This window comes from Paraliobacillus quinghaiensis, assembly GCF_003426025.1.
GTDB lineage: Bacteria > Bacillota > Bacilli > Bacillales > Amphibacillaceae > Paraliobacillus_A > Paraliobacillus_A quinghaiensis.
In genome coordinates this window covers 129,517-142,673 of record NZ_QJSH01000005.1, presented here as the reverse complement: position 1 = coordinate 142,673, position 13,157 = coordinate 129,517, and the positions used below count along the sequence as shown (strand labels likewise).

Sequence of the window (13,157 nt, the reverse complement as noted above, 5' to 3'; positions counted from 1 at the left end):
ATTAGAATAATGTATGAACTGAATAAAAGATTGCTTTTTTTCTCATCTTATATCTGAGGTGAAGATATGATGAATCGAGCAATTACGACGGCTTTAATGGGAATAGGTACTGCCCAGTTTTTAAAAGTACCCTTGAATTATGTAGATACAGGTACATGGGATTGGGAGAAGTTATTCGGAACAGGTGGAATGCCAAGTTCTCACTCTTCAGCTGTTACATCACTAACTACTTATGTAGCACTTAAAAAGGGTGTACCTTCTATAGATTTTGGAGTCAGTAGTATCTTTGGATTAATTGTCATGTATGATGCAATGGGTATTCGTTTTCAAGCTGGTGAAATGGCAATTGCGGTAAACGACATGAATGAACAATTAGAAAAAATATCAGAAGACCATCATGGAATTTACCATCAAAAAAGAAAGAAAGAATTAAAAGAAATGCTAGGCCACTTGCCAATTGAAGTAGCAGGTGGTGCATTACTTGGAATTGCCATCGGTATGGTTAGTTATGTAACAGAAAAATAAGAAAGAAAACCTCTATAATCTCTGGCTTATAGAGGTTTTTATTTCAGTCAACATGATATGCTATATAATTAAAAAAAGTACTATGAGGTGGGTGATCAAAGTGAGGATTGGAATTATTGGCTTAGGTGACATCGCAAAAAAGGGGTATTTACCTGTACTTACTGAAAAAGAAAATATTGAGTTAGTGCTTTGCACCAGAGACCCGGATACTCTGAATAGATTATCAAAAAAATACCGTATTAACGAAACAGCACAGACAGTAGATGAATTAATCGACATGAGGATTGATGCTGCATTTGTCAGTACCGCTACAGAAGCGCATTTTCAGATAGCAGAGAAATTACTAACCAACGGAATACATACTTATATAGACAAACCCTTATCGCTACACCTTCATGAAACCAAGCGAATTGCTACACTTTCAAAAGAGAAAGAAAAACTCGCAATGGTTGGTTTTAATCGGAGGTTTGCACCTAGGGTTGCTGAGTTAAAGAATCATGGGGAACCTAGTTTAATTATCATACAGAAAAATAGATATTCCTTACCCGAATTTGCACGAAGGTTTGTTGTAGAGGATTTTATCCACGTTGTTGATACACTTCGATTTCTTATGGATTCTAAGGTTCTCGATGTAAATATTGAATCTTTTAAAAATGGGGAAATGGTTGATAACGTAGTAATCCAACTGATTGGTGAAGGGTGCATTGCCATGGGTATCATGAACAGAAATGGTGCTGTTACTGAGGAGATTATCGATTATACAACTGGTAACAATAAATATGTTGTTAATGGTCTTGTGGAAACAACTCATTTTCACAATAAAGAAATTCAAATCACTAAATTTGGGGACTGGGAACCAACACTTTATAAACGAGGGTTTTATCAAATAGTTGATCATTTTATCGACTGTGTACGTTACAATCAAACACCTGATCCGTCTATTGATGATTCACTCATTACACATGAAATTTGCGAGAAAATTGTAAAAGCTATTCATACAAAAGCTTAATACATACAGGTGCCTGAATAAAATCAGGCACCTGTTACTTAAACCTTATTAGTAACTCGAACTTTTTGCGGTAGCTTTTGCTTTAAAATTACTGTTCAGATTGTGACTGTTGTTGCGCCATCATAGCACTTTGCACTTGACTAACAGCTGTCTGTGCTTGTGCAAGTTCTGTTTGCGCTTGTTTAATCGCTTCTTGTGACATTGCCTGATCAGATGAAGATTTTTCAATTGCTTGTGTTAATAATTCCTTCGTTAACGCAGCACTACCTTTAGCTTGGTCTAATTGTTTTACATCAATTTGTTGTTGTGCCATTTAAACCTCTCCTCATCAAGTTTTATTTTGTTACTCTTTTATCATGACCATTAATTAACGAAATATTAATGGCTATTTTTAGCATTCACTAAAGAAAAAAATTGGTTTTAACTAAGAATATAAGCAATTTAATTGTGTTGGAACTTAATGATTATGGACAAACAAATTCAATGTATACAATTAACCAAATTGGCTATCCTACAAAAACAATAAACAAAAATGCTTATTTTCTTGTAACCAAGAGTGCACCTATCATTATGAATTAAAATGAAAATTTATTGGAATTAAATAGCAGTGTTTTTCTTACCTCATTGTACAAAATAAGAGTGCTGTTAGCTGTTATTAACATAGACTATGTCATAACACACCGGCTTCTTGAGCAAAATTGGCGCCTAAATATTTTAGGGGCCAATTTTTTTTATTTTCTCACTATAATATTGAACATTTTTTTACAAAAAAACTGATATTTCATGGAATAAATACATTTAAATCGTGGAAATAACAGATGATACGCATCTTTTATGATAGTATAGAATCAGAAAAGTTTGCTAGTAAAGATATGTTGAACTATTCCTTACTTTATTAATAAATACTCTTTTAACAAAATCTATCAATCTATCTTTATGGCATTGTAATGATAAAGGAGGCTGAGCAGTGTTACGCAGAAAGAAATTTAAGTTACGTGTGCTAACTTTTACTATACTATCCAATGACGCAAATAAGGTTGTCACTCGTTTACGGGTCCCGCGAATAGGCATTATATTTATGTTTTTACTCGCATTAGTTCCCATTTTCCTTTTAGCTTATTTTATAGAAACAAGTATGGATCAACAAGCTAAAAATGAACAACTTGTCACTAAATTAGAACTTAAAACTAATAAAGCTGAAGTGTTACAGGCGCAAGTTGATCAAATGGAAGAAGAAAAAGTTCAAGTGGAACAAAAAATTGAAAAACTAAACGAAATGGAATCTGAATTACAAGAATATATAACTGCATTACCTGAAGAAGCTAGTGGCGGTATAGACATACCAATTGACAAAGCTGATATAAACACTAATTCTGATGGGACTGCCCTTTCGATTCTAGATTCAACGAATTGGCTCACTAGTTATAAAGAAACACTAGCTAATATAGATGAAGTAAATCATAAGTTACAATACCTACCTACCAAATGGCCAACAGATCCTGAAACTATTTCATCTCACTTCGGTATACGAAACGATCCATTTAATGCGACACCATCAGTACATACAGGAACTGATTTTGGAGCGCCTACAGGCACCCCCGTATATGCTGGAGCAGACGGAACCGTAACAAAGGCGGAGCGCTATGGAGGATATGGCAAAACTATCATTGTTCATCATTCTGGCACATATAAAACCCTTTATGCCCATTTGTCTGAAATGAAAGTTTCTTACGGCGATTCCGTGAAAAAAGGGGAAATAATCGGTTTGATTGGCAACACAGGCAGAAGTACTGGTCCACACCTTCATTATGAAATCATTAAAAATGGAGAGCCAATTGATGCCGAAGAATACCTAAATAATTTTAATGATACAAACAACTAATTATTTCTTTTAGGAAAGGATACGGTTTATGTTGAAAGGTAAAAAGAGCGAGAAGGTTATTGATACAATCATTGGGAAAGAAACCGTTATTGAAGGGAAAATCAAGCTTCCTACAAGTCTTCGTGTTGATGGGAAAATCTATGGTGAAGTTGACTGTAGTGGTGATGTGTTTATTGGGAAAAGTGGTTATGTAGAACCTACAATAAAAGCAAAAAACATTACGATTGCAGGTGAAGTGAAGGGCGATATATACACAAGCGAAAAAGTTTATATTCAACCTAATGGATCATTAACAGGAAGTGCAACGTCAAAAGGAATCATTGTTGAAGATGGCGGAGTCTTTAATGGGAAAAGCACAATTGAAATAAAGGACTCCAAAACAACTTCTAAAAAAAAGAAGAACGAAACAACAGCAACTGAAACTCCCGCTTCCAACGGATAAAAAACTAGTGTGAATATGAAGGTAAATAAATAAACCCCTCATTTGAGGGGTTTTAAAATTAACAACATATCTCTTCTTCTTCCATATCTACTAACTCTGCACTGTAGACTCCTTCTAGAATCTTTGGTTGCAGTTCATTTATATACTCTTTAATATCTTCTCTCTGTTTGTCGGTATCTTTTAGGTTAAAATAAACAAATCCATCTTCATGATGAAGGACAGAAAGTTGTGTTTCTCCTCCGACTGTTGTTGTTGCTACTAGTCTGCATGTCTTGGACTTTGGTGCCATTTCAAATGAGATCGTAATCTCCCCCTGATAAATGTTTTAAAACCTCTTTATATTGCATTGTTTTAAATATTACCACAGGAACCATTGAAAAGAAAAGCTAATAATACACCTCCAACACACATATAGACTTGTTATTAATAAATGAAAGTAAATACATCAACTGTACTTATAAATGGTTAAGAATGCTCCGTTTTTTAATGGGTTGCTCATGATGTGAAGGTTTTATGATATTTTACGGCGCACCGAAAACAAAATTGGAAATAAACTACTTATATACTCAACAACTCTCTTATTTCTTGCTCTGTTATACTGGAGAGCATCGCATCTCCTGGTTGAATAACTTTTTCAACTAATTCTTTCTTACGCTGTTGAAGTTTATCAATTTTCTCTTCTATCGTTCCTTTTGTGACTAATCGAATCACCTGTACAACATTTTTCTGTCCCATTCGGTGAGCCCTTCCTGCCGCTTGGTCTTCTACAGCAGGATTCCACCATAAATCATACAAGATCACTGTATCTGCTCCTGTTAAATTAAGACCAGTTCCGCCTGCTTTTAATGAAATAAGAAAAACATCATTCTCTCCTTGGTTAAAACGTTCAACCATTTCAACACGCTCTTTAGATGGTGTTTGGCCATCAATATAAAAGAAATTGATTCCCCTATATGTCAGCTCCTCACGAATGATATGAAGCATGCTTGTAAATTGAGAGAAGATTAGCATACGCTTCTTATTTTCTCTGGTATTACTAACAATTTCCAATAATTGTTCCAACTTCCCAGAAGTCCCTTCGTAATTCTCAATAAATAATGAAGGGTGACAACATAGTTGGCGAAGACGTGTTAATCCTGCTAATATTTTGATCCGATTTTTATTTAATCCCTCACCATGCAAGGATTCCTTTGTTTCTCTTCGAATTCTTTCTAAATAGCCCAAGTAAAGCTCTTTTTGTTCCATTGTTAACTCTGAGACATGTGTCGTCTCTATTTTGTCAGGTAATTCTGTTAAGACATCTTTTTTCAACCGTCTTAAAATAAACGGTCGTGCCATCTTTGAAATTTTTTCATGTGATAGTTTACGGAACATAGATTGGTTTGGAAAAAAACCAGGTAAAATCGCTTGAAAAATAGCCCACAATTCATCCAATGAATTTTCAATTGGAGTTCCACTTAAAGCATAACGTTTATATGCATGAATCAAACGAACTGCTTTTGATGTTTTTGTTGCAGCATTTTTAACTGCTTGTGCCTCATCCAAGAAAAAGGAACTGAACTTTTGCTCTTTGTACCAGTCAATATCTTGCCTTAGCATTGGATAAGAGGTGATAAATACATCCGGTCTTGTTTCACTTTCCAAAATTGCAACTCTTTCAGTTGGAGCTCCAATAACCACTTCTATATCAAGATCAGGCGCAAATTTATCAAACTCCATTTTCCAATTGTAAACAAGTGATGCTGGTGCAACGATTAAAGCAGGTTCTGTTTGTTTCGATTCATTTTTCTCTGATAACAGAAAAGCAATACTCTGCAATGTTTTCCCTAAACCCATATCATCAGCTAATATGCCACCTAATGAATAGTGCGCTAATGTTTTCAACCACTGAAATCCGATCTCTTGATAATCTCGTAAGTCTGCTTGTAAATTATCTGGAAGATTAAAATCTAATTCATCCGGATTTTTTAATGTTTGAATTAGATGACGAAATTGCTTCCCAATTCGCACCTTATTCTTGTTTCCTTCATTAATAATATCGTCAACTTGTAGCGCACGATAGATTGGCAACTCCAATATACCTGTTTCAATCTCAGATTTACTAATATCTAAGTCTGAATATAGCTTTTTAATATTTTGAAACTGCTGATTCCCTTCAATTGACACAAATGTTCCATTCGGAAGTCTATAGTAGTTTTTCTTTTCTATCACAGACTCCAAAATATTTTGAATATGCTCTTGTCCAATGTCTTTCATATCAAAGGTAACTTCAAGCAAACTACCATCACTATTATAGTCAAATGTAGTCTCAGGAGCTTGAGTCTCTGGTAAGAGAAGATTTTTAACTGCATTTGTTAGAAATATTTCTGCTTTACCCTCTAAAAAAGGTACCGTTCGATAGAGGAAATTATACATCTCCTCTTCACCTTCAACATATAGTTTTTTCCCATTATATTTTAACAAAGCATTTTCGATCACAGACATAATTTGTTGTTCTGTTCGTGCATCTCGAATCATCAAATCAGGCGTATCATCGACTTCATATAGACCTTCATGGAAAGGATTAATCATCACATCACCATAGTGATATTCTAAGTCTACTAACAAAGTATCTTCTTCTCTGTCGATTAATAGCTTTGTTTTCAAAGGATATTGCTTAATCTGATTAGACACTTGTTCGGCAATTTCAATTTCTCCAACCTTTTTCAATTCAGGTATGACAACAGATAAAAATGGCTCTATTTGCTCAATTGAAATATCGATAAACTGTTGTTCAGGGAATGTAGGATCAACAGTCAGAACTCCCGAAGAAAGTTCACTCAAAATACTTTGTTGTTCAGTAGTTACTTTATAAAGAGAATTTCCCTTTAATACATATTGATAAAGTTCAAAAAGCTCCATATGCGTGATTTCGGTTATATCTAGATGAAATTCATTTTCCATTCCTTTGTCTAGTTTAAAATCAAACGGAACTTTATTTTCAATAACATCTATCTGTGTATATGTTTGACCGCCACTTTCAAATGAATATGAGGTTTTAAGTAAATGTGATAAAAATCTATCCACAACCATCGGTGGAATCATAACTACACGTTCATCTTTTCTATATGCGTAATAGGGATTAAAATATGCTTCTTCATTTTTACTAACATTTATTAAGAGTTGAATCAATGCCATATCTTCCTGATTAAAAACTTGCTCCATCGGTTCATACGTAAATTTCTCTGTGAAATAATAATTATGTTGGTATTCAACAGCTCTTAGAAATTGTTTTAAATTTTTGACTACATAGGTGCGTTTAACACCTACCTTTAATTCAATTGTCCACAAGTTAGATGGTGCTTTCACAATAAATTCCACCTGAAGTTCTTGCTTCTTTATGTATTCTTGATTATATCCCTCTGCTTGATAAAAGTTTGAAAAACTATTAATAAAATAATTAACCATCTTTTGTTGTCGTTCTTTCTTTATATTTTGTACCGGGAAGTAACTCCCTTTATTTTGTCTTCTTTCAATTTCTAATAAACAAGCAACTACATGTTTACATTCACCATATTGAGAAAATGCTAGACACTCACAATCGTAGCGTAGATCATTTTCTTCTATTACAATTCGAACAGCATAAGCATCACTTCCGACAACTTTACCGTACCATCTATTCTCATCTTTTTGATAGTAAAGATGTCGGATATGACCATTATCAAAATAAGTATAACCACGGCTGTAGGTTTGTTCTGAAAATGACTTTTTTATTTCACTCTTGAAAATTGGGTACCCTTTCATATGTCAACAACTTCCTGTATAAATAATTTTCTGCTTATCCCTTCATTATACACACGTTTAGGTCTTTTATAGACACCTAAACCTAAATTGTTTCTAATGTAAAGTTCCTCTCTGACTGTAGCCACTTTAAAAAGTAACCCTTTTATAAACAAGCCGTTATCAGAATACATACTTCTTAACTATCCAGTCTCTGAACAGACAAAAACCGTAATCGATAAGCATTCATCGCTGTTTCTCCTAAGGTGTCAAAAAGGCTATGGTTTGCATAAGCTCCGACTATCGCACCAAACCCTGGTATTAATTGTAACAGTTTCAGTAAATCAATATAATCGCGATATTCCTGTTGGAACACTTGCCAATCCATATCAATTATATCACGCTTCTTTATCTCCCAGTTCTCAATGATATCAAGGGTTTCTCTTTTTTTACTATCACTAGAAAACGCCAACTGAAATACATGAAGAATGAACAAACGCTCTTCATAATTATTTGTATCATAGCCATAAACCGAGGCTGCTTCAAATAAGAACTTCATTTTTATCGATAAGAGTAATGGGAAATCTGCAAAACCAAGAAAGATTCCACCTGCGCCAGTCCCTGCCCCTTCAACAACAGCTGTTTTACGATAAGAAACAATCTTTTCTTTTAGAAGTTCATCTCGTTCATACAGACTCATTCCCACTGCTTGCTTTTTTTTCGTTGTAATGTTGGAACCGACTAATGTCGCCTTCACCATATTTTTGATACTATCCGTTATAATCTTATGTGCTTTATCCGGAATCAAACCATTTAATTTAGTTTGTACCTTTTTCGATACTTGGTTAAATAAGCCTGATCGTTTTAAGACTTTTCTTCGCCAAGTCTGTATCTCGTCATATACTTTCGTTTGATATTCATCCATACAAACAATCCTTTCTAAAATTAATATACGTTTAACCGTGGGAAAAAGATTCAGTAGACCATGAAAAAATGAGATTATAACTTTATCAAAGTCATAATCTCATTTTATGGGTGAACTAAAATTTAGCTATTTATTTTTTCTTTTTGAGTAGAAATAGCCCTCCACCAATTATGATTACTCCAACAAGTATATATAACCATAAATATGACGGATTAGATGATTCTTCTGCCACATCTGTTGTTACCACGTCCGAATCTGCTTGACCACTAGTGAATGTTTCTGCATGCTCGCCATTAACAACAGTAATATTGTCTTTTCCTAATTCAGCATATAAATATGCAGCATGATCTTCTGTGTACGGAGAGATGCCAACCTCAATAGTATCCTCAAACGGACGTGTATGCGTAACAAAAATCCCTCTTTCTTCTAGATCAACATTATTTTCTTCAAAAAGAAATTGATCAATTTCTCCTTGCTTTTGTAAAATATCCCCTTCATTTGCAGCTGTTTGAGACGTAAAAACAAGCAATAAACTTAAGCCAAGCAAAATTGATACCAATCCTTTTATTCTAATCATATCTTTTCCTCCTCGTTAGTTTCGCTTAATTTAAATACCTTTAACAGATTAGACTTGTTTTCAATGCAAAAGGATACATATTTTTAGGTTAAATTTTGTTTTATTTTTTGGCAGGTAGTATTCTTGTTTAAAAACCTCCAATATGGTAGGCTTTAAATCGGATTAAATATAATGTCGAATATTTGGTTATTATAGTTTTTTTTATTGCTATGATTTACTATAACTTGTCCACACTAGAAATAAGTACAATATTTAGTTACACAAAAGGAGAAGAAAGATGAAAAAGAAACAAAAAGGATTAACTTCATTTAGTGAATCATTAAAAACACCTGTTTTCTTGATTTCACTTATTTTTGCTGTTGCATTTGTTATAGCAGGAAGTGTTTTGCCTGATTTTGATGATTACATGGACAAAACATTTACTTGGATCGTTACAAACTTTGGATGGACCTTTATTCTTGGGGGAAGTGTTTTCTTAATCATTACGCTCTTCCTAATTATTAGTCCTCTGGGGGAGATTAGGCTTGGAGAAGATAATGAAAAACCAGAATACTCCAATGCAAGTTGGTTTGCTATGCTATTTAGTGCGGGTATGGGGATTGGCCTTTTATTCTGGGGAGTATCAGAACCAATTAACCATTATAATTGGCCTGCTATAGGTGAAGCTGGTACAGCGCAATCTTTACAATTGGCATTGCAATATTCATTTTTCCATTGGGGATTACACCCTTGGGCTATCTATTCTGTGGTGGCCTGTTCTTTAGCGTATTTTACATACAGAAAAGGTCTGCCTATGCTTTTAAGTTCGACATTAGAGCCACTTATCGGCAGAAAACAATTAAATGGGCCACTTGGTAATACAGTTAACATTATCGGGGTTGTTGCAACTTTATTTGGGATTTCTACTTCACTTGGACTTGGTGTTATGCAAATTGGTGGTGGAATGGAAACGCTATTTAACTTTCCTAATAATACTTTTCTTTGGTTAGTCATTATTGTAGTTGTCACAGCCCTGGCCGTTGTATCAACAACAACAGGGATTGATCGAGGAATTAAATGGTTAAGCCAAATTAATCTTGGTGTTGCTGGCCTACTTTTACTTTTCGTTTTAATATTAGGTCCAACGCTATTTATCCTTAATTCCTTTACCCACTCAACTGGATCATATTTACAAAACCTTTTATCCATGTCATTCGGAATTGATGCAGCAGGTGAAGGATCACAGGGTTGGTATAGTACATGGACCATCTTTTACTGGGCTTGGTGGATTTCATGGGCACCTTTCGTAGGGTCGTTTATTGCTCGTGTTTCTAGAGGAAGAACAATTCGTAGCTTTTCAATTGGTGTTTTACTTGTACCAACAGGTGTCAGCATGTTTTGGTTCAGTGTATTCGGTGGAACGGCGCTTTATAGAGAGCACTTTACAGACGCAAGTATCCTTAACACTGTATTAAAAGATGAAGCACTTGGATTCTTCGCTATGTTGGCACAATTTCCATTCGCAGACGTTCTGATCGTTATCGCGATGATTTCTTTAACTGTCTTTTTCGTTACATCTTCCGACTCTGGTACTTATGTTATCGGAATGTTAACATCAAAAGGTAACATGAATCCCCCATTACAGTTACGTGTAACATGGGGAGTGTTGGAAGGTGCATTCGCTGCTGTTCTGTTACTATCTGGTGGACTAGCTGCATTACAGACAGCTGCTGTTGTCGGTGGGTTTCCATTTATGATTATTATGTTCTTAATGATCATTTCTCTGATAAAAGCATTATTTAAAGAATTAAATGATGGTTCTCTACCAATGGAGCGTCAGCGTGTCTATGTAGCTTTGGAGGATCTGCGAGATGAGAATAAAATTCATGAAGATGTAATATCTGATGATCCTGCAAACGAAAATATTGACAGTGATCTTTCAAAATAGAAAAATTAAAAAACTCTCACTAGTATGTTGTTAGTGAGAGTTTTTTATTTAAATTATAATTTCACAGCGGTTCTTTTACTGATGATACACAATAAATTAATGCATTATATGTAGGTATTTGATTTACTCGCGTGGTACTACATGTTATCTGCACGCTTTTACATACAAAGGAAAAATTCATTTATTATGAGAAAACCACAAATACTTGGATACCAAGCATCTGTGGTTTTTAAAAGTACTGCTAATTTTTTTAAATTTACGCAAGTCAATAATTACTAGCCTTGACTACACCCCCTTAAAAAGAGCAATCAAACGATCCCAGAATCCTTTTTCTTCTTCTACTTGCTCTTCAGTTGTTTCTTGTTCTTCTTTTTCAATACTTTCTGTTTTAATTACAAATTGTACTGTGTTTATTTTGTCATTTTCAGCGGATACAAATGATACACGATCAAAGTCTGACTTATCATATTCAGCGATCATCTGATCAACTTCTTTTTCGATTTGTTCAGGCATGTCTTTAGTAGATTGATATAACGTATCTGTTCCTTCATCAAGTTCACCCACTCCGGCAGCTAATTCAACTGTGCCATCTGCTAAATCAACTATTCCTCCATGAACATCCTTGTAGGAACTAGATAATTGCGCTACACCGTCCGTATAACCTACGAGCCCAGCATGAAACTCCTTGTAATTACTAGACAATGTCTCTAAACCCTTTTGGAGTTCCCCTATAGTGTCTGCCACATTCATGTTTTCCAATGAAGCTGTGATCTCAGTTGCCATTGTTTCTACACTGTTTGCCATTTCAGTAATCGACCCACTCACTTGATTGAGTGTTGGCTCCACAGCAGAAAAAGCTTCTTTTGTCTTAGCATACGTGCCTTTTGCAGTACGCGCAGCTTTGTAGGTATCGACTAATTGATTTATTATCTCTTTATCAGCACCGCTCGCATATAAAGCCTTTATCTCGTCTTCCGTTATTTCATGATCCGGAATTGCCATGATCGCTTCATCTAATGAGCTATATGCTAGCGCATAGTTCTCTTTTAGTTCGGTTAGTCCAGCTTGCGTTTGACGTAGCCCTTCCGCTAGTTGCATGAGTCCTTCAGGTAATTCTTTCAAGGCACTTAAATCCATTTCTCCAGTATTCTCTTGGAGTGAATTACTCATCTGCGTGAGACATTGGTCAATTGATACGGAAGCATCTACAAGCCCACTAGACGCACCATTAATATCTAAAATTCCATCTTGGTATTGAGCTGAACCATCACGCAGGGTTACTACACCAGTATTTAACTCAGAAACGCCATTATTTAATTCTCCAACACCATTACTTATCTCTTTAATTGCATCGGTTAATGTTTGCATCTCGCTAGTCATATCGTCCATATCTGGTGCTTCGATTGACATCGATTGTGGCACGGCCGCTATATCCATACCTTGCAGTTCAAAATCAACTGCATCAGCCTTAACACTAAGATCCCCAGCTTGTTCAGGCATAACCGTGAACGTTACTTGCTTATTTTTACCAGCATTTGCAACTACACCACCTGCAGTTTCAATATTATCAAAAACATCAGGTGCTAGATTAAGTGAAATTTGTAACAGATAGTTTTCAAAGAATACACTGTTCACATTCTCGTTGGCAGTTGTTTGAATCCTAATTTCTATATCGCCATCTTTACCTGCAAGTTGATCTGGATCTATTTTTTCACCATTTAAGAAATAAAATATTGAAATATCCCATGGTAATTCTGCGTTATTCTTATCCCCTTGGTAATAAAATTTACCCTCTGATGCAGGAAATGTAATCCTATTTTTCTCTTGTTCTATTTCAGCTAAATTAGTTAAATTTTTAACATTCGAATACGTACCATGATCGATGATATTCCCCTCTGTTACCACATCGAAAATATTTACCACATAAACCTCTTCTCGTTCACCAGAAGGGTTTAGTGTTGCATATACTACCTCATCCTTGTATGAATACTCCCCAGTTTGTGCTACACCTTCTGCCACTCCAACGCCTGGAGTTAGTAGAAATGGCGGTAATACAAGGAAAATGGCCATTAATATATAAAACATCCGTTTTTTTCTCATCATCATTTCCC

At 35.0% G+C, this 13,157-nt stretch carries 11 protein-coding genes; 5 read left to right on the top strand and 6 right to left on the bottom strand.

The window, feature by feature from the left end:
• Positions 1-69: 69 nt before the first annotated feature.
• Together D2K40_RS05495 and D2K40_RS05490 are read left to right on the top strand one after the other, a co-directional pair.
• Positions 70-525 carry a divergent PAP2 family protein gene (locus D2K40_RS05495; protein ID WP_117153762.1) on the top strand — a complete coding sequence of 152 codons (456 nt, stop codon included), beginning with the start codon at positions 70-72 and terminating at the stop codon, positions 523-525.
• A gap of 100 nt (positions 526-625) precedes the next feature.
• Positions 626-1,534, top strand: coding sequence for a Gfo/Idh/MocA family protein (locus tag D2K40_RS05490; protein WP_117153760.1), 909 nt, complete (start codon positions 626-628; stop codon positions 1,532-1,534).
• Positions 1,535-1,622: 88 nt separating this feature from the next.
• Here D2K40_RS05490 and D2K40_RS05485 read toward each other — a convergent pair whose 3' ends face one another.
• Positions 1,623-1,847, bottom strand: coding sequence for a hypothetical protein (locus D2K40_RS05485; protein ID WP_117153758.1), 225 nt, complete (start codon positions 1,845-1,847; stop codon positions 1,623-1,625).
• A gap of 654 nt (positions 1,848-2,501) precedes the next feature.
• Here D2K40_RS05485 and D2K40_RS05480 point away from each other — a divergent pair.
• Both D2K40_RS05480 and D2K40_RS05475 read left to right on the top strand, forming a co-directional pair.
• Positions 2,502-3,416: a M23 family metallopeptidase gene (locus D2K40_RS05480; RefSeq protein ID WP_117153756.1), complete on the top strand. Its 915-nt coding sequence runs from the start codon at positions 2,502-2,504 to the stop codon at positions 3,414-3,416.
• Between the two features lie 28 nt (positions 3,417-3,444).
• Positions 3,445-3,858 (top strand): bactofilin family protein, encoded by a 414-nt coding sequence (locus D2K40_RS05475; protein ID WP_117153754.1) that lies wholly within the window; start codon positions 3,445-3,447, stop codon positions 3,856-3,858.
• Between the two features lie 58 nt (positions 3,859-3,916).
• Here D2K40_RS05475 and D2K40_RS05470 read toward each other — a convergent pair whose 3' ends face one another.
• The 4 genes from D2K40_RS05470 to D2K40_RS05455 all read right to left on the bottom strand — a co-directional run bounded on the left by D2K40_RS05470 (position 3,917) and on the right by D2K40_RS05455 (position 9,119).
• Positions 3,917-4,147 (bottom strand): hypothetical protein, encoded by a 231-nt coding sequence (locus D2K40_RS05470; protein ID WP_117153752.1) that lies wholly within the window; start codon positions 4,145-4,147, stop codon positions 3,917-3,919.
• Between the two features lie 269 nt (positions 4,148-4,416).
• Positions 4,417-7,641 carry a DEAD/DEAH box helicase gene (locus D2K40_RS05465; RefSeq protein WP_117153750.1) on the bottom strand — a complete coding sequence of 1,075 codons (3,225 nt, stop codon included), beginning with the start codon at positions 7,639-7,641 and terminating at the stop codon, positions 4,417-4,419.
• A gap of 175 nt (positions 7,642-7,816) precedes the next feature.
• On the bottom strand, positions 7,817-8,542 hold the full coding sequence (locus tag D2K40_RS05460) for an EcsC family protein (protein ID WP_117153748.1): 726 nt from the start codon (positions 8,540-8,542) through the stop codon (positions 7,817-7,819).
• 130 nt (positions 8,543-8,672) lie between these two features.
• A complete protein-coding gene (locus D2K40_RS05455) occupies positions 8,673-9,119 on the bottom strand; it encodes an LPXTG cell wall anchor domain-containing protein (protein ID WP_117153746.1) in 447 nt (148 codons plus the stop codon).
• Positions 9,120-9,396: 277 nt separating this feature from the next.
• On the opposite strand from D2K40_RS05455, the gene D2K40_RS05450 reads away from it, so the two are divergent.
• Positions 9,397-11,046, top strand: a complete 1,650-nt coding sequence (locus D2K40_RS05450) for a BCCT family transporter (RefSeq protein ID WP_117153744.1) — start codon at positions 9,397-9,399, stop codon at positions 11,044-11,046.
• A 285-nt stretch (positions 11,047-11,331) separates the two neighbouring features.
• Here D2K40_RS05450 and D2K40_RS05445 read toward each other — a convergent pair whose 3' ends face one another.
• Complete coding sequence (locus D2K40_RS05445; RefSeq protein ID WP_308422896.1) at positions 11,332-13,146, bottom strand: YhgE/Pip domain-containing protein; 1,815 nt, start codon at positions 13,144-13,146, stop codon at positions 11,332-11,334.
• Positions 13,147-13,157: the final 11 nt, after the last annotated feature.

Bases quoted from the DNA above. Each gene is read 5' to 3' on its own strand.
- D2K40_RS05445 (WP_308422896.1), bottom strand. From the start codon at position 13,146: ATGAGAAAAAAACGGATGTTTTATATATTAATGGCCATTTTCCTTGTA.
- D2K40_RS05475 (WP_117153754.1), top strand. From the start codon at position 3,445: ATGTTGAAAGGTAAAAAGAGCGAGAAGGTTATTGATACAATCATTGGG.
- D2K40_RS05485 (WP_117153758.1), bottom strand. From the start codon at position 1,847: ATGGCACAACAACAAATTGATGTAAAACAATTAGACCAAGCTAAAGGT.
- D2K40_RS05455 (WP_117153746.1), bottom strand. From the start codon at position 9,119: ATGATTAGAATAAAAGGATTGGTATCAATTTTGCTTGGCTTAAGTTTA.
- D2K40_RS05450 (WP_117153744.1), top strand. From the start codon at position 9,397: ATGAAAAAGAAACAAAAAGGATTAACTTCATTTAGTGAATCATTAAAA.
- D2K40_RS05465 (WP_117153750.1), bottom strand. From the start codon at position 7,641: ATGAAAGGGTACCCAATTTTCAAGAGTGAAATAAAAAAGTCATTTTCA.
- D2K40_RS05495 (WP_117153762.1), top strand. From the start codon at position 70: ATGAATCGAGCAATTACGACGGCTTTAATGGGAATAGGTACTGCCCAG.
- D2K40_RS05470 (WP_117153752.1), bottom strand. From the start codon at position 4,147: ATGGCACCAAAGTCCAAGACATGCAGACTAGTAGCAACAACAACAGTC.
- D2K40_RS05460 (WP_117153748.1), bottom strand. From the start codon at position 8,542: ATGGATGAATATCAAACGAAAGTATATGACGAGATACAGACTTGGCGA.